The sequence below is a fragment of the Bradyrhizobium sp. USDA 4501 genome, from assembly GCF_054062115.1.
The window spans coordinates 472,541-498,203 of record NZ_JBSSEX010000001.1; the positions used below are offsets into that span (position 1 = coordinate 472,541).

Here is a 25,663-nt window from a genome sequence, read left to right on the forward strand (position 1 = left end):
CTCGCGAATGGTGCCGGGTGGGAGCACCTGCTCCCACCCGTCTTGCTCACGGCCCAACGGAGACGCGGATGGATGTCGAGATTGACCCGAAGCCTGCCGAGCCTCTGCTTCGATTGCGGGGGATATCAAAGCGCTTCACCGGCGTTCGCGCGCTCGACCGGGTCGACCTCGACGTTCGTGCCGGCGAGCTTCATGTCCTGTTCGGCGAGAACGGCGCCGGCAAATCGACCCTGATCAATGTCATCTCGGGAACGTTTCCGCCGGACGAAGGCACGTTCCATTTTGGCGACGAGGAGATCCATCATCTCACGCCGCAGCGGGCCCGTACGATCGGCATCAGCCCGGTTTTTCAGGAGTTCTCGCTGATCCCGAGCCTCACGGTGGAAGAGAACCTGTTCCTCGGCCGCGAGGTCACCCATGGCGGCGTGCTGCGCTCGCGCGAGATGCGCAAGCGCGCCAGGGCGCTGATCGACGAGCTCGGCTTCGATCTCGATCCGGCGCAGCGGATCGACGACCTTTCCCGCGCGCACCAGCAGATGGCCGAAATCGCCAAGGCCCTGCTCGGCCGCGTCCGCCTTTTGATCCTTGACGAGCCGACTGCCTCGTTGACCGAGCGCGAGACCGGACGGCTGTTCGAGCTGATCGCGCGCCTGAAGAGCCAGAATGTCGGGCTGATCTATGTCTCGCATCGCATGCGCGAAATCCGCGCCCTTGCCGACCGTGTGACGGTGCTGCGCGACGGCCGCCACATTCAGACCCTCGACGCCGCCGGCTCGACCGACGGCGAGCTGGTGGAGCTGATGACCGGCCGCAGGATCGACCTGCTGTTCCCGGCCATCGCCCACCGGCCTGACAAGGTGATGGTCGACATCGAAAACCTGACGCTCGCGGACGGCAGCGTTCAGGAGGTGAATTTCCATGCCCGCGCCGGCGAGATCACCGGCATCGCCGGTCTCGTCGGCTGCGGCAAATCGGAGCTGATCCGCGCGGTCTACGGCATCGAGCCCGCGGCATCAGGCGTGATCCGGATCGACGGCCTGCCTTACGAATTCCCGACCCCGAGGCAAAGCCTGAAGCGCGGCATCGCCTATTTTCCTGCCAATCGGGTTGCCGAAGGGCTCGCGCTGTCCCGTCCGATCCGCGAGAACGCATCGATGACGGTGCTCGACCTGCCCGCGTTCGCGCGCTTCGGCGTGCTGCGGCAGGCCGCCGAACGCGCCATGATCGCGGACATCATGGAGCGGTTGCAGCTGAGGCCGCCGAACATCGAACGGAGCGTCGGCGCACTGTCCGGCGGCAACCGTCAAAAAGTGATGCTGGCACGCGCGCTCACGCGTGAACTGACCGTGTTCCTGTTCGACGAGCCGAGCGTCGGGATCGACGTCGGCGCCAAGCTCGAGGTCTACCAGTTCATGAAGCGCCTGGTCGAGGCGGGCGCCGCCGTGATCGTGGTGTCGTCGGAATTGCCGGAGGTTCTGGCGCTGTCGAACCGGCTCTACGTCATACATCACGGCCGCATCGCCGCCGAGCTGAGGGGCGCCGAGAAGACCGAGCAGAACGTGCTGTCGAGCTTCTTCCGCGACCATCTCGCCGCGGAGGTCGCGTGAACACGGCGCTGGTCACCGCAAACCCGCAAGGCGCGATCGGCCTGCGATCGATCGCAGGCCGTGTCGGGTTCCTGCCGGCCCTGCTGGTCTTGCTCGTCGCCGGGATGTCGGCGGTCGATCCGCAGTTCTACGGCATCATCAACATCCTCAACATCCTGCGCAACGCGTCACTGCTCGCGATCGTCGCCTGCGGTCAGGCGCTGGTCATCATCGCGGGCGGCTTCGATCTTTCGGTCGGCGCCGTCGTGGCGCTCGCGAGCGTCGTCACCGCCAAGACCATGGCCGCCGCAGCCACCGCGTTTCCCGGCAACAACGCCCTCATCATTGCCAGCGGGATGGCGGCCGGACTCGGCTCCGGGGCCGTGGTCGGGCTCGTCAACGGATTCTGCGTGGCGAAGCTCAAGGTATCCGGCTTCGTGGTGACCCTGGGCACGATGTCGGCGACTGCGGGCGTCGGCCTGATGATCACCAACGGGATCCCGGTTTACGGCATGCCCGATATCTTCGTGAAGGGCTTTGGGCGGGCCCAGGCGCTCGGCCTGCCGACCGCCGTCCACGTCGCGCTGGCCATCATCATCGTGATGGTGTTTGCGCAGCGGCGCACGCTGTTCGGCCGTTACGTCTACGCGATCGGCGGCAATGTCGATGCGGCCATCGTTTCGGGCGTATCGATCCAGCGCCACGTCGTCGGCACCTACGTTGTCTCGAGCATGCTCGCGGCATTGACGGGCATCCTGCTGACCGCGCAGGTCGGCTCCGGCCAGGCGAGCTTCGGCGGCGATCGGATGATGCTGCAATCGATCGCGGCCGCCGTGATCGGCGGCGTGAGCTTGCGTGGCGGCGTCGGGCGCATCGAAATCGTCGCCATCAGCGCCCTGTTCCTGACCATCCTGGGCAATGCGCTCAACCTCCTGCACGTCGACTCCCGGCTGCAGCCGGTCTTCCTCGGCGTCATCATGGTCGCGGCCGTGGCGCTGGACGAACTCAGCCGACGGAGCAAGGCTCGTGTCTGACCTCGAATTGTCCGTCGCCGCCAAGAATGCGGATCGCCCGAAATTGGCGCCGGGTCGCTGGCTCTGGAGCGCAGTGCTGCCGGTCGCATTGGTGGTCCTGTTGCTCGGCTTCGCCGCGGTCGACCGCGGCGTGTTGTCGCCGGCCAACCTGCTCAACATCGCGCAGCAGACCAGCTATCTGGCCCTGTTCGCGATGGCCCAGACCGTGGTGATCCTGACACGCGGCTTCGACCTCGCACTCGGCCCGACCGTATCGATGGTGAGCGTCGGCACCGCGCTGGCGATGGCCGGCGTCACGGCTTCGGGCCATGGTACAGGCGCCGTGCTGCTCGCCGGGCTCGCTGCCGGTTTCGTGCTCGGCACCGCGTGCGGCCTCTTCAACGGCGTGGTTATTGCGCTGCTCGGGGTCAACCCCTTCGTCGCAACGCTCGGCAGCTACAATATCGCGATCGGGATTGCGACCACGCTGTCGTCCGGACGGCCCGTGCAGGGCGTGCCGGCGCCGTTCTCGCAGATCTTCTACGGCGGCACCGTCTTCGGTATTCCGGCGGCCATCGCGATCACGGTCGGGGTCGGCGCCGTGCTCCATTGGACCCTGACGTGGACCGTGTTCGGCCGTTCGCTTTACCTCATCGGCACCAACCCGCGCGCAGCGGCGGTCGCCGGCCTGCCGGTCAAGCGCACTCTGATCGCGACCTATGTGCTGTGCTCCGGGCTTGCGGCGCTCGGCGCGATCATGATGACGGCGCGGACCGGATCGGGCGAGCCGAACCTCGGCGGGGCGCTTTCACTGCAGGCGATTGCCGGCGCCGTGGTCGGCGGAACGAGCCTGGCGGGCGGGCGCGGCGGGGTCGGCACCGCAGTGCTCGGCGCCCTGTTCATCACCATTCTGTCCAACGGCATGAACCTCACCCGGATCGACGGATACGTCCAGATGGTCGTGCTCGGCGCGATCGTCATCGTCGGCGTTCTGCTCGATCGCCTGCGACTGGAGCGGCGCCAATGACGACAGGTTCTCCCATGCAGGGCGTCGCGGGCGAGACGCACGATGCACCTGCCTCGATCTACGTCGCGCCCTCGCTAGCTTCCGCACTCGACGCACTGAGCGAGTTCGGCGCGGCCGGCGCTGCCTTTGCCGGCGGCACATGGATCATGCGGTCACCGATCCGCCATGAGCGGTTGAAGCCGCACTATGTCGCGATCGGCAAGATCGCCGAGCTGACCGCGGTTCGTATCGGCAGTAATGCAATCGAGATCGGCGCTGCGGTTACGCACGCGGCCCTCGCGGCGGCCTTGGCCGATCTTCCGGAATTCGCGGTCCTGGTCGACGCCGCCGGCCGCTCCGCCAATCCTGCGATCCGCGCGATGGCGACGATCGGCGGCAACCTTGCGACGTCGGAATTCGCCGCCGCGGATTGCGTGCCGGCGCTGCTCTGCCTCGATGCCCAAGTCGAAATGTCGGCCCGCGACGGCCGCGAGCGCATCGGCCTGGCGCATTTCCTGAAGATCCGATCGTCCCTTGCCCCCGGTCATCTGGTGACGCGGATTATCTTGCCGCGGACGGCGCGCAGAAGCGCCCATGCCCGCCTGCCGCTACGCAAATCGGGTGACTACCCGGTCGCCATCGTCAGCCTGTCGGTCAGCATCGATGCAGCGGGCCGTGTCCAGGCGGCGCGCGTCGCGGTCGGTTCAGTCGAGCCGGTGGCGCGCCGCTGGGAGCGCCTCGAGGCAGCGCTGATCGGACGCTCGCTCGATGCGGCGGAGGCGGCGCAGACTGCGGCCGCGTTGGCGGACGAGTTCGTCGGCCGCGACAGCGTCGATGCCCCGGCCTGGTATCGGGTCAGCGTGCTACCCGGTCTCGTCCGCCGCGCTGCGATCGCAGCGCTTGGCTCCTGAACCGGTGGGGACCGACATGGGATTCAACTTGACAGTGAACGGTGATCGCCTCTCTTCCGTGGCCGATCCCGCCACGCCGCTGATCGACATTCTGCGCGAGGAGATGCATCTGACCGGCGCGAAACCCGTCTGTCGCGAAGGCTTTTGCGGTGCCTGCATGGTGCTGGTCGACGGCGAGCCGACGCCGTCGTGCCTGTTGCCCGCCGCGCTCGCCGATGGCCGCGAGATCCGCACCGTCGAAGGCCTTGCGCCTCACGGCGAACTGAACCGCATCCAGGCGGCCCTCGAGGCCAGCGATGCGGTCCAATGCGGCATGTGCTTTCCCGGCATGGTGGTGAGCCTGACGCATCTCTTGACGACCCGGCCTGACGCCACCCGTGACGATATCCGGGCCGCACTCACCGGGAACATCTGCCGCTGCACGGGATACGAACGCATCGTCGAGGCGACGCTGCTCGCCTTGGCCAACGCATAATCGGGAGGCGCAAGCATGTCCGACGTTTCCGCGACGATGGATTTGCGCCGGCGGGACGCCGCCGACAAGCTGCGTGGCCGTACGCGCTACACCATCGATCGATATCTGCCCGGCATGCTGCACGCCGCGGTGCTGCGTGCCGGCCTGCCTTCGGGCCGGATCATTCGCCTCGACACGTCGAGGGCTGCCCGCATGCCGGGGGTACGTGCGATCGTGACGGCGTCGGATGCGCCCGGCATGATCGGCATCGGCATCGCCGATCACCCGCTGTTCGCCCGCGATGTCATTCGCTACGACGGCGAACCGCTTGCCGCGGTCGCAGCCGTCACGTTGGCGAAGGCGCAGGCCGCGCTCGCGGCGATCGACGTGGAAATCGAGCAACTCCCCGCAATATTGACCATGGCGGAGGCGCTGGCACCAGATGCGCGGCTGGTTCATCCGGACTGGCGCGGCTATGAGGTCCTGGTCGAAGGCGGCGCGCGTGCGGGCAATGTCGCCTGGGAGGCGACCGTCGTTCGCGGCGACGTCGACGCCGCCTTTGCGCGGCCTGACGTCGAGATCGTCGAAAGTCTCTATCGCGTCGGCCGGCAGAACCACGTGGCCTTCGAGCCGCGCGCGGTCGTCGCAAGCTACGAGGACGGCCGCTTCCATATCGAGACGTCGACGCAGGTTCCCTGGAGCGTCCGCAATGCAACCGCGCGCGCGTTGGGCGTGCCGGCATCGCAAGTGCGCGTCACTGTGCCGCCGGTCGGCGGCGGCTTCGGTCTCAAATTCGATCTGGCGGTTGAGCCCTTCGCCGCCCTCCTCGCCCGCGCCAGCGGCCGGCCGGTTCGCCTCGTCAATTCCCGCGAGGACGAGATGCTGACCTGCCTGTTCCGCGAGAACGCCGATATTCGCATCCGCTCGGCGGTGACGCGCGACGGAGAAATCGTGGGCCGCGAGGCGGTCGTGCTGATGGACTGCGGCGCCTATGGCGGCGAACAGATCTTCCTGACCACCATGACCGCACACACGCTCGGCGGAAACTACAGGCTTGGCAGCGTGCGCATGGTCTCGCGCGCGGTCTATACCAACACGGCGCCGAACGGCGCGTTCCGCTGCTGCAATGGCGTCTACAACACCTTCGCGCTCGAGCGGCACACCGACGAGATCGCAGCGCGGATCGGAATGAATCCGCTTGCTTTCCGGCGCCGCAACGTGCTCGGCGACAAGGATCTCGGCGCCACCGGCCAGGTATTCGAAGGCGATGTGCTCGGCCCGATGCTCGACCGGATGGATACGTTGCGCGACGCGGCAGCGCCGCTGCCGGCGCGCACCGACGGCAAGCTCCTTGGACGCGCGACCACCGTCGGCACCTGGTTCGTCTTCGTCGGCCCGTCCGCCGCGACGGTGAACATGAATGCCGACGGCACGGCGACCCTGGTCACGTCGGGTGTCGAGATCGGCTCCGGCTCGATGATGCAGAGCCTGCCGCAGATCGTTGCCAGCACGCTCGGCATCGCGCCCGAGCAGGTGATCGTCCGCGCCGCCGATACCGATGCGGCCGGTTATGATGTCGGCGTCGGTGGCGGCCGCACCACCGTCTCGCTCGGCGCCGCCAGCCTGTCGGCGGCACAGGAGGTCCGCACGAAGCTTTTGAGGATCGCCTCCGAGATGATCGAGGCCGCGCCCGGCGATCTCGTCATGCGCGACGGTCGGATCGAGATCGCGGGTGCGCCGGGCTCCGGCCGCACCGTCGCGCAGGTCGCGACCCGCGCTCAAGCGCTGAGCGGACCGGTCGCCGGCACCGGCGCCTTCACCGGCGCCGGCGTGCCGGCGATGCCCGGTTGCGTTGCCGGTCATTTCATCGACGCGATCGACATCCCCGTCTTCGCCGTCCACGACTGCGAGGTCGCCGTCGATCCGGAGACCGGGCATGTCGAGGTGCTAAGCTATCGCGTGGTCCAGGACGTCGGCCGTGCGCTGAATCCACGCGCAATCCACGGCCAGATCCAGGGCGGCGTCGTGCAGGGCCTGGGCTACGCCCTGCACGAGGAGGTGACGATCGGCAGCAATGGCCGTGTCAGTCAAAGCGGCTTTGAGACTTACCGCGTACCGCTTGCGCTCGACGTCGTACCGGTGGAGATCAGCCTCTATGAGGGTGCGCCGTCGGTGGGGCCGCTCGGCACCAAGGGCGCCGGCGAGGTGCCGATCCTCAATGTCGGCGCCACCGTCGCCTGCGCCGTTGCCAACGCGACAGGAAAGCGGGTGCAGGAATTACCCCTGACGCCGCCGCGCGTGCTCGAACTTCTGCTCGAGCGCAAGCCGGGTCTGGCACTGTCTCACATTGCCGAGGTGTGGGCGGACAACCTTGTTCGTCCTCACGGGGCGCCCTAGGGACACCAGAAAAAATGCCCAGCAAACGATCCGAACGCTGAGCGATCGGCTTGGGCGCCAGGCGCCTGATCCGTGGCAGGTAGGCGCTACCGTCCCCGCACCGACCAGGCCCACGATATTTTCGTCCATTCCCCTCCGCGGCGCTCAGGCAGCCGCGACCTCGTGGCCCGCCATGACCTCCAGCGCTCTCAGAATGCCGGAATGGTCCCAGCTTTTGCCGCCGAGGGCGGTACAGGCGTTGAACAGTTGCTGGGCTGCGGCAGTGCCTGGCAGCGACAAGCCGAGCGCGCGCGCACCTTCCAGCGCGAGGTTGAGATCCTTCTGATGCAGCTCAATGCGGAAGCCCGGATCAAAATTGCGCTTCAGCATACGATCGCCGTGCACTTCGAGGATTCGCGACGACGCGAAGCCGCCCATCAACGCCTGGCGCACCAATGCGGGGTCGGCCCCGGCCTTGGAGGCGAACAGCAACGCCTCGCTCACCGCCTCGATGGTCAGCGCCACGATGATCTGGTTCGCAACCTTGGTGGTCTGGCCGTCGCCGTTGCCGCCGACATGCGTGACATTCTTCCCCATCGTTTCAAACAGGGGCTTCATCGCATTGAACGCCCGCTCCCGCCCGCCAACCATGATGGTCAGGCTGGCCGCCTTTGCACCAACTTCGCCGCCGGAGACCGGCGCGTCGAGATAATCGGCCTCGAGCGCATCGATCCAGCGTGCAAACTCCTTCGTCGCCAGCGGAGAGATCGAGCTCATATCCGTCACGATCATGCCTTTGGAGATGCCCTCCGCGACGCCGCCTTGACCGAACAGCACGGCTTCGACATGCGGAGTGTCCGGTACCATGATGATCACGGCGTCCGCCTCCTGCGCCACCTGCTTGGCGGACTCGCAAGCGATGCCGCCGGCCGCGATCAACTCAGGCGCAACAGGTACGACGTCGTGCAGGAACAGGCGATAGCCGGCAGCCAGGAGGTGGCCGGCCATCGGACGTCCCATGGTGCCAAGTCCGATGAATCCGATGTCTTTCATTGTCGTTGCTCCCTGTCAGCCGGATGAAGGCGTTTTTCCGGCGAGCGACTCTCGGCTCGCGTGAAGAAACCGCGTTAAATAAAATTCCAGAGCTCCGTCCCGATTCAATCGGAACGGAACAGGCTCTAGGTCACGAAAGTCTGTGCGGCGTGCCAGCCCAGGCTCTCGAGCGTGGTCGTCCGCGGCTTGTATTCGCACCCGATCCAGCCCCGATACCCGATGCTGTCGAGATGCTTGAACAGATAGCAGTAGTTGATTTCGCCGGTTCCCGGTTCATAACGGCCCGGATTGTCGGCGAGCTGGACATGCGCGATCCGGCCGAGATGCTTCTGCAGGGTCCGCGCGATATCACCTTCCATGATCTGCATGTGATAGATGTCGTACTGGATGAACAGATTGGATGAGCCAACATCGGAAATGAGCTGCACCGCCTGTTCCGTACGGCTCAGGAAGAAGCCGGGAATATCGAGCGTGTTGATCGGTTCGACCAGGAGCCTGATGCCATGCTGGGCGAGCGCGCCTGCGGCGAAGCGCAGGTTGGACACGAGGACTTCCTGCAGGTCCGCCCTATCCGTATCGGCTGGAGCGATGCCGACCAGGCAGTTCAGCTGCCGGCAATCCAGCGCCTTTGCGTAGTCGATCGCGCGCACCACGCCGTCGCGAAATTCATCGACCCGATTGCGCAGGATCGCAATGCCACGCTCACCGGCGGCCCAGTTGCCGGCTGGAAGATTGTGCAGCACCGGGGTCAGCCCACAGCGCGCCAATTCCTCCCGCAACGCGCCCTTTTCGAAGTCATAAGGAAAAAGATACTCGACTGCGTTGAAGCCGGCCGCCTTGGCGGCCGCGAACCGATCGAGGAACGGCAGCTCGTTGAAGAGCATGGTGAGATTGGCGGCAAATTGAGGCACGGGTCGTATCTCCGCTTGAGGCGATGAAAGATGTGGTCAGGCCGGCAACAGCGTGCCGGATCGTGATGCGCTCGGCACGTCATCGAGCGGAAGATCGAGTACCTCTTCGAACTCGACGATGTTGTCGATCTCCGTTCCCATCGCGATATTGGTGACTCGCTCGAGAATGAACTCCACGACCACGGGCACGCGATGCTTCGCCATCAGCTCGCGTGCGGTCGCGAACGCCGCCTGCGCGTCGTTCGGATCGGTGACCCGGATCGCCTTGCAGCCCAAACCCTCTGCGACGGCCACATGGTCGACGCCGTAACCGCCGATCTCGGGCGCGTTGATGTTCTCGAACGAGAGCTGGACGTGATAGTCCATGTCGAAGCCGCGCTGCGCCTGCCGGATCAGGCCGAGATATGAATTGTTCACGACGACGTGGATGTAGGGCAGATTGAACTGCGCCCCGACCGCGAGCTCCTCGATCAGGAACTGGAAGTCGTAGTCACCCGACAGCGCGACGATGTCGCGGTCGGGATCGGCGGCACGCACGCCAAGCGCGGCCGGCAGTGTCCAGCCGAGAGGACCGGCCTGCCCGGCGTTGATCCAGTTGCGCGCATTGTAGACGTTGAGGAACTGGGCCCCAGCGATCTGCGACAATCCGATCACGGTCACGTAGCAGGTGTCGCGGCCAAAGGCCTTGTTCATTTCCTCGTAGACGCGCTGGGGCTTGATCGGGATGTTTTCGAAGTGGCTCTTGCGCAGCATCGAACGCTTGCGGTCGCGACAGGCGGCGGGCCAGGCCTGCCGATCGCGCAGCCTCCCGGACTTCCGCCACTCCCTGGCGACGCTCACGAACATTTCCAGCGCGGCCTTGGCGTCGGAGACGATACCGAGGTCCGGATTGAAGACCCGCCCGATCTGCGTCGGCTCGATGTCGACATGCACGAATTTGCGGCCCTTCGTGTAGGTCTCGATCGAGCCGGTATGCCGGTTGGCCCAGCGATTTCCGATGCCGAGCACGAAATCGGATTCGAGCATCGTGGCGTTGGCGTAGCGATGGCTGGTCTGCAAGCCGACCATGCCTGCCATCAGCGCATGATCGTCAGGAATAGCGCCCCAGGCCATCAGCGTCGGAACGACCGGAACGTTGACCGCTTCGGCAAAGGCGACCAGCAGCTCGGATGCATCGGCGTTGATCACGCCGCCGCCGGCCACAATCAGCGGCCGCTCCGCGGCGTTCAGCATCTCGAGTGCCTTCTCGATCTGCTTGCGCGTCGCCGTCGGCTTGTAGACCGACAACGGTGAATAGGTCTCGTCGTCGAACTCGATCTCGGCCAGTTGCACATCGAGCGGAAGGTCGATCAGCACCGGTCCCGGCCGCCCCGACCGCATGACATGGAAAGCCTGGCTGAACACGCGCGGCACCAGCGCCGGCTCGCGCACGGTGACGGCCCATTTCGTCACTGGTTTTGCGATCGACTCGATGTCGACGGCTTGGAAATCCTCCTTGTAGAGCCGCGCCCGCGGCGCCTGACCGGTGATGCAGAGGATCGGAATGGAATCAGCGATCGCCGAGTAGAGGCCGGTGATCATGTCGGTGCCGGCCGGACCCGATGTGCCGATGCAGACGCCGATATTGCCCGCCTTCGCCCTGGTATAGCCTTCCGCCATATGCGAGGCGCCTTCGACGTGCCGCGCCAGAATATGCTGGATCGAGCCGTTGCGCTTCAGTGCGGAGTAAAGCGGATTGATCGCTGCGCCGGGAACGCCGAATGCGCACGTGATCCCTTCGCGTTGGAGAATGCGCACTGCTGCATCGACTGCTCGCATCTTCATGTGATGATCCCGCTTCGCTATGAGTTGGCCTGAGCAGGATCATCAGGCCCGCGAGCATCGATCTCAACGCAATCGATTGGAATTTCCGCGCTGTGGCAACGCTCGCGATTTCTTGCGCGTCTTCAAACGATTAGCGTCAGCGTAGAAATGGAAATTGTTGCGGACGGAATTGCAGCCCGCCCTACGCCTGCGCTTGCTGCGTGCGGTTCCCGCGAAGTTCGGCCGTGAGTTCGGCTGCGATCCGATGCACGATCGTACCGATCTCGGGCAAGCGTTCGTTCGTCAGCCTGTCCGCCATGCCGGATACCGAGATTGCGGCATATGGCTCGTTGCAATCGTTGAAGACGACCGCGGCCACGCAGCGCAGGCCGAGGCGCGCCTCTTCATCATCCACCGCATAACCCTGACGCCGCACGCTCTCCAATTCCTTGAACAACTCGCCGGGCCGCACGATCGATTTTTCCGTCAGCCGCGGCATGCCCTGACGGCGAATGATCGCGTTGACGTCTGCATCGGAATAGGTAGCCAGCACCGCCTTGCCCACTCCCGAGGCGATCATCGCGACGCGTCCGCCGACCTTGGTCAGCGAGCGCATGATCTCACGGCTTTCAATGCGGGACACGACGATGATGGATTCATCGTCGACCACGGCAAGATTGGCCGTTTCCCGGGTCTGGTCGCGCAGCTTGCGCAGATAAGGCAGTGCCTGCGCGGCAAAATTCCGCCGGCGCACGAAGGTCGAGCCGACCACGAAGCTTTGCGCGCCGATGTGCCATTTGGATTCGTCGCGGTCGAATTGAACGAACCTGCGGTTCTCGAGCGTGGTCAGCAGCCGATGTACGGTCGAGGGAGACAGGCCGGTGCGGATCGCCAGATCAGTCAGCCGATAGCCTTCATCATCCTCTGCAAGTGTCTCCAGGATTTGCATGGCGCGATCAACGGACTGAACACCGCCGTCGCGCGCGTCCAGCTCCGGCTGCGCGCGAAGATCGGGATCGGACGGCTTGCGCCGGATCGGCTCTCTTTTCATCACGACTTGCCCCTAACCGGTTGCGGTTCAGAACGAAATTGCTCGTCGAGAGCGAGCGCCACAATTGGCATATGGCATACCAAAAGGCCCTAGAGTCAAGGCGACAATATTCGCGAATAGGTCAGTATTTTTGCCGTTCTTCTCAGCAGATGGCTCGATTCTTTTGTTTGACTTCTGGGATAATGTATACCACGATCATTTTACGACGATCCAAACAAACAACCGGGAGGACGATGCCATGTACGTCGGGGACATCCTTCGCGCCAACAATGCGCACGTGGTGACGATCGGCTCGAACGAAACCGTGAGCATTGCGGCGAACCTGATGTGCGCGAGCAATGTTGGCGCCCTCGTGGTCAGGAACGCCTCGCGCAGCAAGGACGCCGCCGTGATCGGAATGTTCAGCGAGCGCGACGTCGTCGCTGTGATCGCCGAGCGCGGCACCAATGGACTTGCCATGAAAGTCGCGCAGTTTATCTCACCGCGGCCGCTGCTGTCCTGCAATTCGCAAGATGCGCTCACGGATGTCGAGCGCCTCATGGCCCGTCATGGGATCCGCCATGTCCCCGTCATCGACAACGGCCGGCTCGTCGGCGTCGTGAGCATGCGGGACATCACCCTTGCTTTCGAGGAAGCCGCCTGCGCGGCCTGACAGACTTGCCCAAGGCCATTGCCACGCTACTCGGTTCGAGCCGCTGCGGCTCCTGCTGTGTCCCTACTCTGCTTGCGAGGATCGAATGAGAATCTGCATCTACGGCGCCGGCGCGATCGGCGGCTATCTCGGTGTCGAATTTATGCGTGCTGGTGCCGATGTCAGCCTGGTCGCGCGGGGTGCGCATCTCGCCGCAATGCGGCAGAAAGGCCTGAAACTCCTGATCGGCGACGAGGAGCGCGTCGTGCATCCTCGCTGCACCGATAACCCCGCCGAACTCGGCGAGCAGGATTACGTCATCATTTGCCTCAAGGCGCATTCGATCACCGGTGTCATCGAGCCCATGCGGCCGCTGCTGGGCGATCGGACCCGCATCGTCACCGCCGTCAACGGCATTCCCTATTGGTATTTCCACAAGCACGGTGGTCGGCACGAAGGATCGACGCTCGAGAGCATCGATCCTGGCGGTCAGCAGTGGAACGAGCTCGGCCCCGAGCGCGCGATCGGCTGCGTGGTGTACCCCGCCACCGAGATCGAGGCGCCCGGCGTGATCCGCCATGTCTACGGCAACAACTTTCCGCTGGGCGAGCCCTCCGGCGAGATCACATCCGACGTCCAGAAACTTTCCGAGCTGTTCGTGGCCGCGGGCATGAAAGCTCCGGTCCTCGACCGTATCCGTGACGAGATCTGGCTCAAGCTGTGGGGCAACGTCTGTTTCAACCCGATCAGCGCCCTCACCCACGCGACGCTCGACGTGATCTGCAGCAATCCGGGCACGCGCGCGCTGTCCCGGGCGATCATGCTGGAGGCCCAGGCGATCGCGGAAAGCCTCGGCGTCAAGTTTCGGGTCGATGTCGAACGCCGCATCGAAGGTGCGCGCAAGGTCGGCGCGCACAAGACCTCGATGCTGCAGGATCTCGAGCGCGGACGTCCGGTCGAGATCGATCCGTTGATCACCGTGGTGCAGGAGATGGGCCGGATGACAGGAATCGCGACGCCCGCCCTCGATGCGGTGCTGGCCCTGGTCGCGCAGCGCACCAGGCTGGCCGGCCTCTATGACGGGGCGGCCGGCGCCGCAGCAGCAGAAACGCTGGCGGTGGCGTGATCCCGATGGCCAATGTTACGCGCTGGGTCCGCTTCCGCCACCATGCCGAAATCGGCTTCGGGCAACTCATTCCATCCGGCATCTCCGTGCACGAAGGGGACATGTTCGGCGACATGCGACCGACTGGACAAACGCTGGCGCTGGACAACGTCGAGCTGCTCGCCCCGACGCAGCCGAGCAAGGTCATCGCGCTCTGGAACAATTTTCACGCGCTTGCGGAGAAGCTGAAATCACCTGAGCCTGCCGAACCGCTGTACCTGTTGAAGGCGCCGACCAGCGTCACCGCGCCTGGTGCCGTCATCAGGCGTCCCTTGGGCTATGATGGCAAGACGACCTACGAAGGTGAACTCGGCATCGTCATCGGCAGGAGCTGCGCGGCGGTCGCGCCCGAGCAGGCCGACGCCTTCATCTTCGGCTACACCTGCACCAACGACGTCACCGCCGCGGACATCCTCAATCGCGACCCGACCTTCCCGCAATGGGCGCGGGCCAAGGGCTTCGATGGATACGGCCCGTTCGGCCCCGTGATTGCGTCAGGCCTCGACCCCGCACGCCTCGTGGTGCGCACCATTCTGAACGGCGTCGAGCGCCAGAACTACCCGATCGCGGACATGATCTTCAGCGCACAGACGCTGGTCAGCAAGATCTCGCACGACATGACGCTGTTGCCGGGCGACCTGATCTGCTGCGGGACATCGATTGGCGTCGGGGTGATGAAGGAGCCCGTCAACACGGTCACCGTCGCGATCGACGGAATCGGCGAGTTGACCAACGAATTCCGTCAGTAGGCTGCGGCGGGACGACAACCCGACGCAGCCGGCCCAAACGACGATTATCTGCCTTAGGAGCGTACATGATCTCCACCAACCCGGCATCATCGCCCGGCGGCTTCCGCTGGCTGCAACTGGCGATCGGCATCGTCTGCATGGCGATGATCGCCAACCTGCAATATGGCTGGACGCTGTTCGTTGATCCGATCGACGCGAAGTTTCACTGGGGCCGTCCGGCCATCCAGCTCGCCTTCACGATTTTCGTGATGACGGAGACATGGCTTGTGCCGGTGGAGGCCTGGTTCGTGGACAAATACGGCCCCCGCATCGTCATCATGTTCGGCGGGCTGATGATCGGGTTGGCCTGGATCATGAACTCATACGCCTCCTCTCTCGTCACGCTTTATGCGGCAGCTGTCGTCGCGGGCATCGGTGCCGGCGCCGTCTACGGCACTTGCGTCGGCAATGCCCTGAAATGGTTTCCGGACCGGCGCGGCCTGGCCGCAGGAGCAACCGCCGCCGGGTTTGGCGCCGGTGCGGCCCTCACCGTCGTACCGATTGCCAACATGATTGCCGCCAGCGGCTACCAGAGCACCTTCCTGACCTTCGGGATCGGACAAGGCCTCATCGTCATCCTGCTGGCCTGGTTCGTCCGGCCACCGCATGGCGTCGAAGCACCCAGGAAAAAGCGTCTCAATCTGCCGCAGAGTGCGATCGACTACACTCCGCCCCAGGTGTTGCGCACCCCGGTCTTCTGGGTCATGTACGTGGTGTTCGTCATGGTGGCTTCCGGCGGCTTGATGACCGCCGCGCAAATCGGGCCGATCGCGCATGACTTCAAGATCGCGGACACGCCGGTCACCCTGGCGGGCTTCCAGATGGCGGCACTGACGTTTGCCATCTCGCTCGATCGCGTCTTCGACGGTTTCGGCCGTCCGCTCTTTGGCTGGGTCTCCGACAATATCGGGCGCGAGCACACGATGTTCATCGCGTTCGCGACAGCGGCGCTGATGTTGCTGACGCTGTCCACCTACGGTCACATTCCGGTTGTCTTCGTGCTGGCCACGGCGATCTATTTCGGCGTCTTCGGCGAAATCTACAGCCTGTTTCCCGCGACGTCGGGCGACACGTTCGGCGCCAAATATGCAACCACCAACAACGGCATGCTCTACACGGCGAAGGGCACGGCGGCGCTGCTCGTGCCGCTCGCGAGCATCATCTCTTCCCAGCTCGGCTGGCAGGCCGTGTTCATCGTCGCGGTTGCACTCAATGCGACCGCTGCCCTCACCGCGTTGTTCCTGATCAAGCCGATGCGGCGCGCGTTCATTCTCGGCAGTGAAGCGACGGCAAGTGCCGCAATCGCTCGCGCAAAGGTCTTTCCCGGTGCAGGCGGTCGACTTGAGGCACCCATGTCTTACGACCGTCTCGAGAAGGCGCCATAACAAGAGACCTATCGGCCGGAGCGCAAGCGATTGAACGACAGATGGACGGATGTGCGGGCTCGGACCGCCCTGCGGCGAATCTTCGACGCCGCCATCGCGAGCGCCGATCCGAGGATCACGATTGCCGACGCCCTGCCGGCAAAGCCGAGGGGCAGATGCATCGTCGTCGGCGCGGGTAAGGCGTCGGCGGCAATGGCTGCGGGCCTCGACGCGGCATGGCCCGACGTCGCGCTTTCCGGCGTCGTCGTCACGCGCCACGACCATTCGGTTCCAGCCGGCCGTATCGAAGTGCTCGAAGCGTCTCACCCCGTGCCGGATGACACGAGCAGGACCGCGGCCCTTCGCATGCTGCGCGCCGTCGAGGGGCTTTCTGCAGACGATCTCGTCATCGCCCTGATGTCCGGCGGTGGCTCGGCGCTGATGACCCTGCCGGCATCTCCGATGACTCTCGCCGACAAGCAGGCGGTCAACCGGGCACTCCTTGCAAGCGGCGCGACGATTGCCGAGATGAACGTCGTCCGCAAACATCTGTCCGCGATCAAGGGCGGTCGGCTGGCGCTGGCCGCCCGTCCCGCCCGCGTCACGACCCTTGTGATCTCAGACATTCCCGGCGACGATCCCGCGGCGATTGCCTCCGGTCCCTCGCTGCCGGACAGCAGCACGAAAGCCGCTGCGCTGGAGATCGTTGGCCGCTTTGCAATCGACCTGCCGGAAGCGGCGCGGCTTGTGCTCGAACAAGCGGACGAGACACCCAAGCCCGGCGAGATCGATGCTGATGTCCGCATCCTTGCCGCTCCATTCCATGCGCTTGACGCTGCGGCCAGCGCCGCCCGGGACGAAGGCCTGACGCCGATCATCCTTGGAGACGCGATCGAGGGCGAGGCACGGGAACTCGGAACCGTGATGGCCGGCATCGCCCGGTCGGTCGCGAGACATGCGCAGCCGGGCCCTGCCCCCGCGGTGTTGCTGTCCGGCGGCGAGACGACGGTGACGATCGGGCGCGGGCCGGCGGGACACGGCGGCCGCAACACCGAATTCCTGCTGGGGCTTGCCGTCGCCCTGTCCGGCGCATCCGATATCTGGGCCGTTGCGGGCGACAGCGATGGAATTGATGGAACGGAAGATGCGGCCGGCGCTTTGATCGGTCCGGATACGCTGCGGCGCGCCGCCGCGAATCTGCTTGACGCACGGGCGCATCTGGCTGCCCATGACAGCTATACGTTCTTCGACCGCCTTGGAGACCTCGTGCGCACCGGGCCGACGCTTACCAATGTCAACGATATCCGCGCCGTGCTGATTGCAGCCGGCAAGCCGGGAATCAAGCCAGCAATGAGGTGACCCATGCGCCGTCATCGACGCGCCAAGATCGTCGCAACCGTTGGTCCAGCAAGCAGTTCCCCCGAGATGCTCGAGGCGCTGCTGCTGGCGGGCGTCGATACGTTCCGCCTGAACTTCAGTCACGGAACACAGAGCGATCACGCACGCGTTCACGCGGCGATCCGAAAGCTGGAACAGGACGTCGGCCGTCCGATCGGCATCCTGATGGACCTCCAGGGCCCGAAGATCCGCGTCGGCACCTTGCGCGATGGAAAGATCGCCGCAGTGGCCGGAGAGACCATACGGTTCGTCTTGTCCGGATCGGAAGGCGACCGAACCGCAATTCCCCTCCCGCATCGGGAGATCTTTGCCGCCGTTGCCCCCGGCCATGACCTTCTGATCGACGACGGCAGGGTCCGCGTTCGCGTTACCGGGCTCGGTGACGATTTCATCGAAGCCAAGGTGATCGTCGGCGGCACGATCTCGAATCACAAGGGCGTCAATCTGCCGGGGACGGTCCTCGATCTTTCACCGCTGACTGCGAAGGATCGCCTCGATCTGGAGTTCGGCCTGAAACTTGGCGTGGATTGGGTTGCGCTGTCGTTCGTGCAGAAGCCCTCGGACATCATCGAGGCGCGAGGCCTCGTCGGGGACCGTGCCGGCCTGATGGCCAAGATCGAGAAACCTGCCGCGCTCGAACGGATCGACGATATCATCCAGCTGTGCGACGCCATCATGGTTGCGCGGGGGGATCTCGGCGTCGAAATCCCGCATGAGGACGTGCCGGGGCGCCAGAAGGAGTTGGTGCGGGCCTGCCGTCTCGCGGTGAAGCCCGTGATCGTCGCCACGCAAATGCTGGACTCGATGGTCGCAGCCCCGACGCCGACACGTGCGGAAGTCTCCGATGTTGCGACCGCCATCTATGACGGCGCAGACGCCGTGATGCTGTCGGCGGAGTCCGCGACAGGCCGATATCCGCGCGAGGCGGTCGAGATGATGGACCGCATTATCCGCAGCACCGAACAACACAAGATGTACCGCTCGATCGTCGAGGCGACCCAGCCCGGCGAAGAGCAAACGCCACCGCATGCCGTGGCAACGGCGGCGGCCGATCTCGCCTCCGTCGTTCACGCCGCAGCCATTGTGGCCTATACGTCGAGCGGCACCACGGCCGCACGCGTCGCGCGCAAGCGGCCGAGCCGCCCGATCCTCGCCATCACCCCAAGCCGCGAAGTGTCCCGCCGCTTGTGCCTGCTTTGGGGCGCTCACAGCGTGCTTTCCGGCGACGTTCAGAGCTATGAGGAGATGGTCGAGCGCGCAACCACATTCGCGCAAGCAGAGCAGTTTGCATCGAGCCGCGATCTGCTGGTCGTGGTCGCCGGCATTCCCTTTGGACAAGCGGGAACGACCAACAATCTACGGGTCGTATCGCTGCCCTGAGAGAACCGTCGGCCCGAGCGATTGCATCATCAGCGCACCGCGCGGCAAGGCGAACGCGACGGTCGCGCGCATCCCGATCGCCTAGGTCAGCATCGAGATGATCGACTGAAGCTGATCGGATGCCGACGTCACGAGCCCGTCGAACGATGTCTGGCCGTGAGCTGCGGCTCGCAGGATGCATTCCGCAACAGCGGCCTTGAGACCGAACACGGATTGATCCGCCGGTACGCTTGCCATGACCGCATCCAACGCTTCGCGCATCGTCTGGATTAGTTCGGCGCTGTGCTTCATGGCTGTCCTCCGCAGCCTCAAAATAGGCCGGTCGTACAGGGTCGCCACTCACAAGCGCGCGATTCCAAATTGCCTTTTCTTAATGCAGTGACAGGTACGTGAACCGGCGAGCGCTAGAGCTCTCTCTCGGCAAGCTTGCGAAACGCGTCGGGCACCGAATGAACCGCCTCCAGCGCCGCTGAACCATATCCGATCGCCTCCCAGCCAAAGCGATCGCGGATCTTGTCGATCGCACGGTCCGCCGCCCAGCGGGCCATCCCTGTCGGACTTCCGGGCCGAAGCGCTTCGTCCTCCAGTCCGAGTGGAAGCTCCAGTGCAAGATCCCAATGCTCCTCGAGATGCGAAATCGAGATCGCCAGCAGCGAGATGATCTTCTCGCCGGGATGGTCAGCAAGAGCAGCGCGCACCAGATTCTCGGCGAGCCGCGCCAGCACGATGGTCGTGCACACCGGCGCATCGAGCGTCATCGAGCGCGTCACCGACTTCAGGTCGGCGAAACGGACGCGCACCGTCACGGTTCGTCCAGGCCGTGATTTCGCCCGAAGCCGCGTGGCGACGCGGTCGGCGAGATGAAGCAGCGTGGGCCGGATGACTTGCTCGATCGCAGGCTTTCGGCCAAGCGCCGATTGTGCCCCCGCCGATCGTGCGCGCCGGTGTGGCTTGAGCTGTCGCGGATCACGATTCCAGGCCAGCGCGGCGAGTTTCTCGCCCGCCGCCGGACCGAGCAAGAGCGTCAGCGACCGTTCCGACAATTTGGCGAGCTGACCGATCGTCGTGACGCCGATCGCGTCCAACCGGGTCCTCGTGACCGGCCCTACCCCCCACATCAACCCAACCGGCAATTCGTGAAGGAAGCTCAGCTCGGCGTCGGGATCGACGACGACAAGTCCGTCGGGCTTTGCGACCTGCGAGGCGATCTTCGCCAGATGCTTGGTGCGGGCGACGCCGACCGAGATCGGAAGGCCGAGCTCGCTGCGCACGCGCCACCGGATCGACGCGGCTATTTCGGCAGGCGTTCCGAACAGGTGAGTGCAGCCGGCGACGTCCGCAAACGCCTCGTCGATCGAAATTCGCTCGACCAGCGGCGTGAAGTCGCCGATCACCTTGATGGCCGCGTCACCCAGCCGCTGGTAATCGCTGAAATGGCCGCCGACGAAAACGAGCTGCGGGCACAGTTGGCGCGCTTCCCGCCCCGACATGCCGCCATGCACTCCGAAGACCTTGGCCTCATAGGACGCCGCAAGCACAACGCCGCCCCCGACCGCGATCGGCTTGCCGCGCAGCGACGGCTCGAGCAACTGCTCGACCGATGCGTAGAATGCATCGAGGTCCGCATGAAGGATGGTGGCTGCGGCTGCCATCTCGACCCGCTCATCCCTGCCCTGACCGGAGCCGCCCGTCTCCGGACGTGGAAATCGGCAGCAGAACAAAATAGGAACATTCTGAAATCGAGTCAATCGGGCACGCCGTCGCAGCCGCTGGCGCCGTGAACGACGCCAGGTCGTCAACGCGCGTTACCGCCCTGCGCGCGCGCTTGCCGCACGAGAGGATCTGCCGGCTCTCCTTCAGCCGGCCTCGCCCCATCGCCCCCGATCTCGGCCGCGGGAGATCGAAGCGGGAGTTGCTGCGAGGCACCAAACGCGAGGCACGTCGACGGATCGTTCGAGGTGCATGACGGCGGCTTCTGCGAGCGGCGGCACGCAGCTTGCGCGTATTGCCACACCAGCTCGCTCACCAGCCGGCTGACTTTGCCGCGCAGGGCTTTTTCGGGTAGATATTTTGCAATGACCGACCAATCCCATCAGGTGGACTTCCAAGCTGCGGCCCACCTCTACAAATGGCCTTCTCTCAACAACTCCAGGCGAGAGGATCGCGCGCCCTATATGGTCGTCAACGGAACGCTCGACCAATGCATTCGGGATTTCATGGGCAAGCCCGAGAAGACGCGACATCTCTACGAGATCCGGACCAAGTCGCAGCCTCCCCTCGTCCCCGACGTGCTCTCACCCGAGCATGTGATCGAGCTTTCCAGGCTTCGCGAGTTTCTCTGAGGCGCGCAACGAACGCGATCCCGACGCGTGTCGTTTGCGGGCCGACTTATCCATCTGTCGTAGGTCTGGTGCCGGATTGTTTGCCCCTTGGCGAGCCGGTACACTTGCTCGACTCCCTGACTGACCGACGTCCGTGCCGGCATAATGATCCGCTTCGACCCCGCCGAGGCTCGCACGTCGCCTGCACGGGAGCGGAACGGCGGCACGGCCAGTTGATGGGGCATCGCGAGGCGCCGCATGAGGTTCAATCTGGCGATCTTGAGTGTGCTGGCCGCAAGGCCCGGGCAGCGGATCGCGATCGACGAGGTCAGCCGCGAGGTCAAGCGTATGATCGCGGCCGGCGATGAAGCCACGCAGTCGAAGCGGCCGTCCGAGCTTGGCGATGCCGACGTTTTCCAATCGGGATGGGCGTCGATCAACGATGCGGGCCTGCAGATCACCGATTCGGGGCTCTCGCTGTGGCGCTCGCTTGAAGCCGCCCGCATCGAACAAGGACCCGATCGACAGGAAACGGAGCGATTGGACGCCGCTGCGGTCGACATGCGCCATTACGTTGCGGATGCTGCGATCGACCGCCCCGACGACGTTGATCTCGAGCTCCCCGGCATGACGCGCGAGGACCACGACGATCGCCAGCCATCCGGCGCGGGCCATTCGGCTGCTGCTCCCGGCATCCCCCCGGCGCACTCTCCGATCATCCCTGCGTCTGCCTTCGGCTCCTTTCAAAAGGCGAACCGCATGGTGGCTTCGCGGCTGTCCGGTCTGGTCGGCTTCCTCGGCACGATCAAGCCGAAATCCGCCACCGCGCGGCAACGGCGATCCGCGGAGGATGTCAGGGATCGTCGTGCCGATCGTCGAGGCGGATTGACGGGGCTGGCGGTGGCGTGCCTCAGCCTGATCTCGGTCGTCGCTTGCGTTGCCGCCGCGATTGCGCTTGGTCAGCTTTCTTCGCTGAAGTCGGACATTGCCGCGTTGCGGCGGGAGATCGCCCCGCTGAGGGAACGCCTCACCAGACTCGAACAGATCGAAGCCGCAAAACGCGATGCCGCCCAGCAGGAAGATGCGCAAAACAAGGCCGAGGCGGAAAAGAAGCTGCCTGACGGCGCAGGCGACCAGGCCGCGCTCAGCCTCTCGCGTGAAGAGATTCAGTTGATAAGGGAGTACATCAAGGCAGCGCCTTCGGGCGGCGCAGCAGTCGCGCCGATCAACGTCGGCGATCCCGTCACCGGCGGAATGATTCCGCTGCCGTCGTCGTTGACGGAAAAAGTGCCGCGGCTTCTCGGTGCGAGATTCGCCACCCGCAACGGCGCCATCATCATCAGCACACGAAACAGCCGCCGCATCGATGTCGTGCTGATGCCGAACTAGATCGTGGCGAGGTCAAGTCGCAGGGGCGAGCTGCCAAAATATCGAAAACAACCCCATGCAAAGGAGCCGGCGGACCCGGCAACTCGACGCGTCGGGCAAAATTGGGTATCATAATACCCCTAAGAAATCGTGCAGAGGCTCGTGAACCGCTGTCAACCTACGGCTGATTGTTCGGCGGCCGCTCGATGAACTTCCGGCTACCGTTGAGAAGCTCGAGGTTGTTGGCGATGACGGGGTTGCCCGGATCGAGCGAATACGCCTTCTCGAACTTCCGCCGCGCGCCGTTCAGATTGCCGCGCAGCATGAGGGAATAGCCCTGATCGTTGAGGATCTGGACGGTCTCGCCGCCAAGCCGGATCGCCTGCGCATAGGCCTGATCGGCAAGATCGAAGCGGCGCAACTTGTCATAGCTCGCCGCGAGGCCGACCCAGGCCGTCACGTCCTTCGGCGCCTTCTCGACCGCTTCCTTGAAATAGCGCTGCGAGATTCCGTAATTGCCGCGGTTGTAGTGCTCGAGCCCCATCCGCACCGGTTCGTCGGAGGGATAGTATTTGACGTCGGTCGGCTCCTGCACGGGGTCGCCGCCTGGCGGATCCACGGGGGCGACGATCGCAGCTTCCCGCGTCGTGTAGTCACAAGCCCCAAGGCCGGTCGCCAAGCCGCAACAGATCAACGCCGGTGCGAGGCGATGCAATCCTCGCCCCGTTTCCCAAGTCCAGCGCATCCCCCGCACCATTCGAAGATCCATCGCAAAACTACCTACGAAAACAGACGGCACGACCGAAATACCGAGGTCCGCCGAGACCCAACGTCGCACTTCCCTTCCGAATCCCCGCCCCGGCACCTGGCCGACGCCAAAAGGACATTACCTGCCGCCGCCGCCGACCCCGACGGCCACCGATCCTCCGGTCCCGGCTCCCAATCCGGTCGTGTTGACGTTCTGAATTGTGGTGACGGGCGGCGGCTGGCCCATCGCCTTGGTCGGATCGCCCATGTCGGGAAGCTGATCCACCGGTCGCGTCGTGGTGCCGTAACGCCTCACGGCCTCGCTCGTCCGCCGCGCGTCGTACGCGATCCTGCGATCGCCGACATAGGCCGGCCACGGGTGGACTGTGTGAGTAACGGCGTTCACCTCCTTGGCGTTGCCGGCGCTCATCGTGATGGTGTCGGACCGCTGCACGTAACGGTCCATCTCGTCATGCCCGTAGAGGCCGTAGCAGCCACCGAGCAGGAAGGGTGCGAGCAAAGCCAGATATCGGATGGTCATCTCTCGCCTCCTCTAGTTCAAGGTCTTCACGACCGGCTGGTTCGCACCGACAGCCGGCGGCGGAGCCGGTACAACAGCGTTTGGCGCGATGATGTGACCGTAGGGTCCCTTCACGTCGCCGCCGGAATTGACGTAGTCGTCGTAACGCTTGCGAACTTCCATCTGGCCATTGAGAAAGAAGTCGACGTCATTGGCCGGCAGGCGGGAGTCGAGCGGCGATGCCAGCTGCTGGCCGGGCGCCGCCGGCGCGACGAGACGCGGCGTCACGATGATGACGAGGTCGGTTTCCTGCTGCTGGTACGACTTGCTGCTGAACAAGGTCCCGAGAACCGGCACCGAACCGATCCAGGGCAGTTGCGATACGTTCTGGACGTTCCGGGTCTGCAGTAGGCCGGCGACAGCAAAGCTCTGGCCGTCGCGCAGCTCAACGGTGGTTCTAGCGCTCCGACTGGTCAGCGCTGGAATTTGAGTTCCGGCAATCGTCACAGCATTTGCGAAGTCCAGTTCGCTCACCGAAGGTTCGATCCTTAGATTGATAGTCCCTCGCGAGAGAACTGTGGGAACGAACGCTAATTCCACGCCGAAAGGCTTGTATTGGGTCGTAATTGTAGGGACACCATTTCCGCTTCCCGGCTGCACAGTGGGGACTGGAAACTCACCACCGGCCAGAAACCGCGCAGCATCGCCCGAGAGTGCGATCAGGTTCGGTTCGGCTAGAGAGCGAACCAACCCCTTCGTTTCCAAGGCGGAGATCAACAAATCCACTGAGCCGCCATTGCCGGTTCGAATGATGCTGGTCAACAAACTTCCGAACGGGGCAGGCGTTACTCCGCCGGCGGCCCCAAGAAGCGATCCAACCGTTTGAAGAACCGGAAGGCTGCCCGTGGGAGTTGAGCCAACGGCAATGTTGGGATCGGCTCGATTGATATTGCCAGTTGGATTGATCTGAGTGACGCCGCCAATCGGGACTCGTCCGATACCCGTAAACCCGCCGAGACCTGTATTACCAACGTTAGTGCCGTTGGCATTCGCCGCATAAAGGTTCATGCCCAGTTGGCGTCCGGCTTCCCGATTGACCTCGAGGAAGCGCACCTCAAGCATCACCTGCTGCGGCGCCGCAACGCTCATGGCATTGACGACGATGCCGCCCTCGGGAATGCTGCCTTTGGCAATCGTCAGCGCCCGCTCCGCGGAGACCGCATCGGCGGCCATTCCGCTCAGCACCACCTGCCCTTCGGAGGCGGACACGCGAATGCCGCCCGTGCCGGCGCCGGCCCGAATGTTCTGCTGCAGATTGCCGATATCGAACGTCACCTCGACATCGAGAATGCCGATCTGCTTCATCGAGCTGTCGAACAGGATGACGTTGGTGGTGCCGGTCTTCTTGCCCTGGACGTAGATCAAATGGTCGCTCAGCGACTTGACGTCGGCGATTTCGGGCGAGCCCGCGACGATCGACGAGAACGCCGTATCGACCCTGAAGGTGCGCGACTTGTTGATGGTCACCCTGACGCGCTGGACGTCGCTCATCTCGCTGACGAACACGCCGCTGGACGACGGTGCCCGCCGGTCGGCGGCGGCAGCAGGATCGGAGAAATGAAACAGGGCGATCGCAGCGCCAAACGCCATCGCGCTCAAGGCAACCAGCCCAAGTCCCGCATCAACCGAAACGCGACTTCCCATCATGCCAATCCCCTTCGCCGCGTCTCCGCGACGATCCCCGTAAATCTACGACCTCGGCGTCCCGATCACTCCCGTTCGTCCACCACGCCGTAGAGCTTACAGTCTGTCCGACT

The 25,663-nt window shown here is 64.6% G+C and carries 23 protein-coding genes; 14 read left to right on the forward strand and 9 right to left on the reverse strand.

Annotated features, from left to right (window positions below; all coding sequences use genetic code 11):
* Positions 1 to 68 precede the first annotated feature (68 nt).
* From ACVWZM_RS02360 to ACVWZM_RS02385, 6 genes are read left to right on the forward strand one after another with little or no spacing between them, the layout of a single operon-like run.
* Positions 69 to 1,607 carry a sugar ABC transporter ATP-binding protein gene (locus ACVWZM_RS02360; protein WP_456851697.1) on the forward strand — a complete coding sequence of 513 codons (1,539 nt, stop codon included), beginning with the start codon at positions 69 to 71 and terminating at the stop codon, positions 1,605 to 1,607.
* Positions 1,604 to 2,620 carry an ABC transporter permease gene (locus tag ACVWZM_RS02365; RefSeq protein ID WP_456851699.1) on the forward strand — a complete coding sequence of 339 codons (1,017 nt, stop codon included), beginning with the start codon at positions 1,604 to 1,606 and terminating at the stop codon, positions 2,618 to 2,620. The genes ACVWZM_RS02360 and ACVWZM_RS02365 overlap by 4 nt, the downstream gene beginning before the upstream one ends.
* Positions 2,613 to 3,626 carry an ABC transporter permease gene (locus tag ACVWZM_RS02370; RefSeq protein WP_456851701.1) on the forward strand — a complete coding sequence of 338 codons (1,014 nt, stop codon included), beginning with the start codon at positions 2,613 to 2,615 and terminating at the stop codon, positions 3,624 to 3,626. Before ACVWZM_RS02365 ends, ACVWZM_RS02370 begins: the two co-directional genes overlap by 8 nt.
* Positions 3,623 to 4,516: an FAD binding domain-containing protein gene (locus tag ACVWZM_RS02375; protein WP_456851702.1), complete on the forward strand. Its 894-nt coding sequence runs from the start codon at positions 3,623 to 3,625 to the stop codon at positions 4,514 to 4,516. The genes ACVWZM_RS02370 and ACVWZM_RS02375 overlap by 4 nt, the downstream gene beginning before the upstream one ends.
* Positions 4,517 to 4,532: 16 nt before the next feature.
* A complete protein-coding gene (locus ACVWZM_RS02380; protein ID WP_076826263.1) occupies positions 4,533 to 4,991 on the forward strand; it encodes a (2Fe-2S)-binding protein in 459 nt (152 codons plus the stop codon).
* Positions 4,992 to 5,006: 15 nt separating this feature from the next.
* Positions 5,007 to 7,367 carry a xanthine dehydrogenase family protein molybdopterin-binding subunit gene (locus ACVWZM_RS02385; RefSeq protein ID WP_456851704.1) on the forward strand — a complete coding sequence of 787 codons (2,361 nt, stop codon included), beginning with the start codon at positions 5,007 to 5,009 and terminating at the stop codon, positions 7,365 to 7,367.
* A 144-nt stretch (positions 7,368 to 7,511) separates the two neighbouring features.
* Here the strand turns inward: ACVWZM_RS02385 and ACVWZM_RS02390 are convergent, their stop codons facing one another.
* From ACVWZM_RS02390 to ACVWZM_RS02405, 4 genes are all read right to left on the reverse strand, one after another.
* Positions 7,512 to 8,399 (reverse strand): 2-hydroxy-3-oxopropionate reductase, encoded by an 888-nt coding sequence (locus tag ACVWZM_RS02390; RefSeq protein ID WP_456851706.1) that lies wholly within the window; start codon positions 8,397 to 8,399, stop codon positions 7,512 to 7,514.
* Between the two features lie 125 nt (positions 8,400 to 8,524).
* A complete protein-coding gene (gene hyi / locus ACVWZM_RS02395; protein ID WP_456851708.1) occupies positions 8,525 to 9,310 on the reverse strand; it encodes a hydroxypyruvate isomerase in 786 nt (261 codons plus the stop codon).
* Between the two features lie 36 nt (positions 9,311 to 9,346).
* Positions 9,347 to 11,134, reverse strand: a complete 1,788-nt coding sequence (gene gcl / locus ACVWZM_RS02400; protein ID WP_168856846.1) for a glyoxylate carboligase — start codon at positions 11,132 to 11,134, stop codon at positions 9,347 to 9,349.
* 181 nt (positions 11,135 to 11,315) lie between these two features.
* Positions 11,316 to 12,164 (reverse strand): IclR family transcriptional regulator, encoded by an 849-nt coding sequence (locus ACVWZM_RS02405; RefSeq protein WP_253640158.1) that lies wholly within the window; start codon positions 12,162 to 12,164, stop codon positions 11,316 to 11,318.
* A 238-nt stretch (positions 12,165 to 12,402) separates the two neighbouring features.
* On the opposite strand from ACVWZM_RS02405, the gene ACVWZM_RS02410 reads away from it, so the two are divergent.
* The 6 genes from ACVWZM_RS02410 to pyk all read left to right on the forward strand — a co-directional run bounded on the left by ACVWZM_RS02410 (position 12,403) and on the right by pyk (position 18,890).
* The gene (locus tag ACVWZM_RS02410) at positions 12,403 to 12,816 is read left to right on the forward strand and encodes a CBS domain-containing protein (protein WP_456856604.1); all 414 of its coding nucleotides are present in this window, start codon (positions 12,403 to 12,405) and stop codon (positions 12,814 to 12,816) included.
* A gap of 85 nt (positions 12,817 to 12,901) precedes the next feature.
* On the forward strand, positions 12,902 to 13,921 hold the full coding sequence (locus tag ACVWZM_RS02415; RefSeq protein WP_456851710.1) for a 2-dehydropantoate 2-reductase: 1,020 nt from the start codon (positions 12,902 to 12,904) through the stop codon (positions 13,919 to 13,921).
* Positions 13,922 to 13,926: 5 nt separating this feature from the next.
* Positions 13,927 to 14,709: a fumarylacetoacetate hydrolase family protein gene (locus ACVWZM_RS02420; RefSeq protein WP_456851712.1), complete on the forward strand. Its 783-nt coding sequence runs from the start codon at positions 13,927 to 13,929 to the stop codon at positions 14,707 to 14,709.
* A 65-nt stretch (positions 14,710 to 14,774) separates the two neighbouring features.
* On the forward strand, positions 14,775 to 16,133 hold the full coding sequence (gene oxlT, locus ACVWZM_RS02425; RefSeq protein ID WP_456851714.1) for an oxalate/formate MFS antiporter: 1,359 nt from the start codon (positions 14,775 to 14,777) through the stop codon (positions 16,131 to 16,133).
* A 30-nt stretch (positions 16,134 to 16,163) separates the two neighbouring features.
* Positions 16,164 to 17,471: a glycerate kinase type-2 family protein gene (locus tag ACVWZM_RS02430; RefSeq protein ID WP_456851716.1), complete on the forward strand. Its 1,308-nt coding sequence runs from the start codon at positions 16,164 to 16,166 to the stop codon at positions 17,469 to 17,471.
* A 3-nt stretch (positions 17,472 to 17,474) separates the two neighbouring features.
* Positions 17,475 to 18,890, forward strand: coding sequence for a pyruvate kinase (pyk, locus tag ACVWZM_RS02435; protein ID WP_456851718.1), 1,416 nt, complete (start codon positions 17,475 to 17,477; stop codon positions 18,888 to 18,890).
* 81 nt (positions 18,891 to 18,971) lie between these two features.
* Here pyk and ACVWZM_RS02440 read toward each other — a convergent pair whose 3' ends face one another.
* A complete protein-coding gene (locus tag ACVWZM_RS02440; protein WP_456851720.1) occupies positions 18,972 to 19,181 on the reverse strand; it encodes a hypothetical protein in 210 nt (69 codons plus the stop codon).
* Between the two features lie 113 nt (positions 19,182 to 19,294).
* The gene (gene dinB, locus ACVWZM_RS02445) at positions 19,295 to 20,542 is read right to left on the reverse strand and encodes a DNA polymerase IV (RefSeq protein WP_456851722.1); all 1,248 of its coding nucleotides are present in this window, start codon (positions 20,540 to 20,542) and stop codon (positions 19,295 to 19,297) included.
* A 423-nt stretch (positions 20,543 to 20,965) separates the two neighbouring features.
* On the opposite strand from dinB, the gene ACVWZM_RS02450 reads away from it, so the two are divergent.
* Positions 20,966 to 21,232: a hypothetical protein gene (locus ACVWZM_RS02450; protein ID WP_016846025.1), complete on the forward strand. Its 267-nt coding sequence runs from the start codon at positions 20,966 to 20,968 to the stop codon at positions 21,230 to 21,232.
* Between the two features lie 237 nt (positions 21,233 to 21,469).
* Positions 21,470 to 22,600, forward strand: coding sequence for a hypothetical protein (locus ACVWZM_RS02455; protein ID WP_456851724.1), 1,131 nt, complete (start codon positions 21,470 to 21,472; stop codon positions 22,598 to 22,600).
* Between the two features lie 157 nt (positions 22,601 to 22,757).
* Here ACVWZM_RS02455 and ACVWZM_RS02460 read toward each other — a convergent pair whose 3' ends face one another.
* The 3 genes from ACVWZM_RS02460 to ACVWZM_RS02470 all read right to left on the reverse strand — a co-directional run bounded on the left by ACVWZM_RS02460 (position 22,758) and on the right by ACVWZM_RS02470 (position 25,553).
* Complete coding sequence (locus ACVWZM_RS02460; RefSeq protein WP_456851726.1) at positions 22,758 to 23,198, reverse strand: tetratricopeptide repeat protein; 441 nt, start codon at positions 23,196 to 23,198, stop codon at positions 22,758 to 22,760.
* A gap of 267 nt (positions 23,199 to 23,465) precedes the next feature.
* Positions 23,466 to 23,867, reverse strand: a complete 402-nt coding sequence (locus ACVWZM_RS02465; protein WP_456851728.1) for a hypothetical protein — start codon at positions 23,865 to 23,867, stop codon at positions 23,466 to 23,468.
* Positions 23,868 to 23,879: 12 nt separating this feature from the next.
* Positions 23,880 to 25,553: a type II and III secretion system protein family protein gene (locus ACVWZM_RS02470; protein ID WP_229190212.1), complete on the reverse strand. Its 1,674-nt coding sequence runs from the start codon at positions 25,551 to 25,553 to the stop codon at positions 23,880 to 23,882.
* Positions 25,554 to 25,663 lie beyond the last annotated feature (110 nt).

Coding starts and splice junctions, on each gene's coding strand:
- ACVWZM_RS02360 (WP_456851697.1), top strand. CDS start 69: ATGGATGTCGAGATTGACCCGAAGCCTGCCGAGCCTCTGCTTCGATTG.
- ACVWZM_RS02375 (WP_456851702.1), top strand. CDS start 3,623: ATGACGACAGGTTCTCCCATGCAGGGCGTCGCGGGCGAGACGCACGAT.
- ACVWZM_RS02380 (WP_076826263.1), top strand. CDS start 4,533: ATGGGATTCAACTTGACAGTGAACGGTGATCGCCTCTCTTCCGTGGCC.
- ACVWZM_RS02385 (WP_456851704.1), top strand. CDS start 5,007: ATGTCCGACGTTTCCGCGACGATGGATTTGCGCCGGCGGGACGCCGCC.
- ACVWZM_RS02390 (WP_456851706.1), bottom strand. CDS start 8,399: ATGAAAGACATCGGATTCATCGGACTTGGCACCATGGGACGTCCGATG.
- gcl (WP_168856846.1), bottom strand. CDS start 11,134: ATGAAGATGCGAGCAGTCGATGCAGCAGTGCGCATTCTCCAACGCGAA.
- ACVWZM_RS02405 (WP_253640158.1), bottom strand. CDS start 12,164: ATGAAAAGAGAGCCGATCCGGCGCAAGCCGTCCGATCCCGATCTTCGC.
- ACVWZM_RS02410 (WP_456856604.1), top strand. CDS start 12,403: ATGTACGTCGGGGACATCCTTCGCGCCAACAATGCGCACGTGGTGACG.
- ACVWZM_RS02415 (WP_456851710.1), top strand. CDS start 12,902: ATGAGAATCTGCATCTACGGCGCCGGCGCGATCGGCGGCTATCTCGGT.
- ACVWZM_RS02420 (WP_456851712.1), top strand. CDS start 13,927: ATGGCCAATGTTACGCGCTGGGTCCGCTTCCGCCACCATGCCGAAATC.
- oxlT (WP_456851714.1), top strand. CDS start 14,775: ATGATCTCCACCAACCCGGCATCATCGCCCGGCGGCTTCCGCTGGCTG.
- pyk (WP_456851718.1), top strand. CDS start 17,475: ATGCGCCGTCATCGACGCGCCAAGATCGTCGCAACCGTTGGTCCAGCA.
- ACVWZM_RS02440 (WP_456851720.1), bottom strand. CDS start 19,181: ATGAAGCACAGCGCCGAACTAATCCAGACGATGCGCGAAGCGTTGGAT.
- dinB (WP_456851722.1), bottom strand. CDS start 20,542: ATGGCAGCCGCAGCCACCATCCTTCATGCGGACCTCGATGCATTCTAC.
- ACVWZM_RS02450 (WP_016846025.1), top strand. CDS start 20,966: ATGACCGACCAATCCCATCAGGTGGACTTCCAAGCTGCGGCCCACCTC.
- ACVWZM_RS02455 (WP_456851724.1), top strand. CDS start 21,470: ATGAGGTTCAATCTGGCGATCTTGAGTGTGCTGGCCGCAAGGCCCGGG.
- ACVWZM_RS02465 (WP_456851728.1), bottom strand. CDS start 23,867: ATGACCATCCGATATCTGGCTTTGCTCGCACCCTTCCTGCTCGGTGGC.
- ACVWZM_RS02470 (WP_229190212.1), bottom strand. CDS start 25,553: ATGATGGGAAGTCGCGTTTCGGTTGATGCGGGACTTGGGCTGGTTGCC.